Genomic DNA, 2777 nt, shown 5'->3' with positions numbered 1-2777 from the left:
GGAAGGAGCCACCACCCTCCTCGAACTCGGCCCCGACGGCGTCCTGACCGCCATGGCCGCCGACCAGACCGACATCGCCATCCCCGCCCTCCGCAAGAACCGTGACGAGACACAGAGCCTCCTCACCGCCCTCGCCACCCTCTTCGTCCACGGCACCCCCGTCGACTGGACCAGCACCTCCACCACACCCCCCGCCCACCACGTCCCCCTCCCCACCTACGCCTTCCAGCACGAGCGCTACTGGCTGGAGGCGCTTCCCGAGGCCGTCGACACCCCCGGCGACGACGACTCCCTCTTTCATGTCGTCTGGACGCCTTCGGAGTCCCTTGAGACGGGCGAGCCGTTCGCCTGGGCGGTCCTTGGCGAGGAGCGGTTCCCGGAGGTGTCGTCCGTCGCCGAGGCGATCACGTCGGGCACCACGGTGGACGCGGTGGTACTGCCCTGGGCGCGTCCGGCGGTGGATCATCCGGCCGTGGCGGTGCACACCGCCACCGAGCGGATGCTGGGACTGATACGCCAGTGGCTCGACGACGAACGACTGGCCGACACCCCCCTCGTCGTCGCCACGTCCGGCGCGGTCGCCACCACCGACGACGAAGACGTCACCGACCTCCCCGCGGCCGCCGTCTGGGGTCTGGTCCGATCGGCCCAGTCCGAAGCACCCGACCGCATCACCCTCGTCGACACCGACGACACCACCCGGCTCACCGCGCTCCTCCCCCGCCTCCTCGCCTCTGGAGAACCCCAACTCGCCGTCCGCTCGGGCCGCGTCCTCGTCCCCCGCCTCCACCGCGCCCCCACCCCGGCCCACGACCCCGCACCCACCCCCTGGGACCCGGACGGCACCGTCCTGATCACCGGCGGAACCGGCACGCTCGGTGCCGAGTTCGCCCGGCATCTCGTGGCCGAACACCGCACCTCCCGGCTGCTGTTGCTCTCACGAGGCGGGGAAAACGCCGTCGGCGCAGCCGAGTTGGCAGCCGAGCTGCGGGACCTCGGCGCGCAGGTCGTGTTCGCCGACTGCGATGTCGCCGACCGTGACGCGCTGGCCGCCGTGCTGGCCGGCGTACCGGAGGAGCACCCGGTCACCGCGGTCGTCCACACCGCCGGTGTCCTCGACAACGGGTTGCTCTCCGCGCTGACGCCGGACCGGCTGGGTGCCGTGCTCCGCCCGAAGGCGGACGGGGCCTGGCACCTGCACGAGCTGACCCGTGACATGGGGCTGTCGGCGTTCGTGCTGTTCTCCTCCACCGTCGGTGTCTTCGGCGGTCCGGGGCAGGCGAACTACGCCGCCGCGAACGCCTTCCTCGACGCCCTCGCGGCGCACCGCCGCGCTCGGGGCCTCGCGGCGACCTCCATCGCCTGGGGGGTGTGGGAGGCGGGCGGTATCAACGCGGGGCTGGACGAGACCGACCTCAAGCGGTTCGCCCGCGACGGTTTCCTTCCGGTCGGGAGCCGTGAGGGCCGTGCGCTCTTCGACCGGGCGGTCGGGGCGGACCGGGCCGCCCTGGTCGCCACCCCGCTGAGCCTGACCGCCGTCAGGGCGCAGGGCCGCGTCCCCGCGCTGCTGAGCGCCCTGGCCGGCTCGCCCGGCCGCCGCCCCGCCGACTCGCCGGGCACGGAGGCGGCCGTCGCCGCCGACCCCGCGGCCGAGCTCACCGCCCGTCTCGCCTCGCTGAGCGAGCCGGAGCAGGAGCGTGCGCTGCTCACGCTCGTACGGGCTCAGGTGGCCGCCGTGCTCGGGCGTACCGACCCCGACGGCCTCGCTCCCGAACGCCCCTTCCAGGACCTGGGTTTCGACTCGCTGACCGCCGTGGACCTGCGCAACCGCCTCGGGACCGCGGTCGGCCTCCGGCTGCCCGCCACCCTGGTCTTCGACCACGCGACCCCCGCGGCCCTCACGGCGTACCTGCGGCAGCGGCTCGCCCCGCAGGCCCCGGACGCCCGGCAGACGCTGCTGGCCGAGCTCGACCGGCTGGACGGGCTCCTGCCCTCCCTCCCCGACGACGACGCCAGGACCGAGGTCTCCCAGCGTCTGCGTGCCCTGCTGTCCCGGCTGGACGGCAGTGCCGGACGGAGCGGCGGCACGACGGACCCCGACGCCGTCGACGCGCTCGAATCCGCCTCCGTGGACGAGATCTTCGACTTCATCGACAACGAGCTCGGCCAGTCCTCCATCTGAATCCCCACGTCTCGCCCGAGGAGTCAGGAACCGATGTCCAACGAAGAGAAACTGGTCGACTACCTCAAGCGGGTCACGGTCGATCTGCAGAAGGCGCGCCGCCGCGTGGCCGAGCTGGAGGCGGCGGAGGCCGAGCCGGTGGCGATCGTCGGCATGGCCTGCCGCTTCCCGGGCGGGGTGACCTCGCCCGACGCGCTCTGGGACCTGGTCGACCGAGGCGTCGACGCCATCTCCGGCTTCCCCACCGACCGCGGCTGGGACCTCGACGCGCTCTACGACCCGGACCCCGAGAGCCCCGGCACGTCGTACGCCCGTGAAGGCGGGTTCCTGGACGGCGCGGCGCTGTTCGACGCCGGTCTGTTCGGGATCTCGCCCCGTGAGGCACTCGCCATGGACCCGCAGCAGCGGCTGCTCCTCGAAACCGCCTGGGAGACCTTCGAGCAGGCCGGCATCGCCCCGGACGCGCTGCGCGGCAGCCGGACGGGGGTCTTCGCGGGCGTGATCGAGCAGAGCTACCTCGGTCTGGACGGGCCCGAGGAGTTCGAGGGGTACCTGCTGACGAGCAAGCTCAGCAGCGTCGCGTCCGGCCGCATCT

The 2777-nt window shown here is 73.3% G+C and carries 2 protein-coding genes; both read left to right on the top strand.

Translation table 11 applies throughout. The features are described from left to right. Window positions 1-2182 (top strand): beta-ketoacyl reductase (locus QK442_RS35975; protein WP_282698349.1); only part of this gene is annotated, 2182 nt, incomplete at its 5' end. 33 nt (window positions 2183-2215) lie between these two features. Continuing rightward, on the top strand, window positions 2216-2777 hold a 562-nt coding region (locus QK442_RS35970; protein WP_282698348.1), incomplete at its 3' end, for a beta-ketoacyl synthase N-terminal-like domain-containing protein.

It is taken from the genome of Streptomyces sp. CC208A (assembly GCF_030010625.1).
Classification (GTDB): Bacteria; Actinomycetota; Actinomycetes; order Streptomycetales; family Streptomycetaceae; genus Streptomyces.
This window is presented reverse-complemented; position numbering and strand designations above follow the sequence as displayed.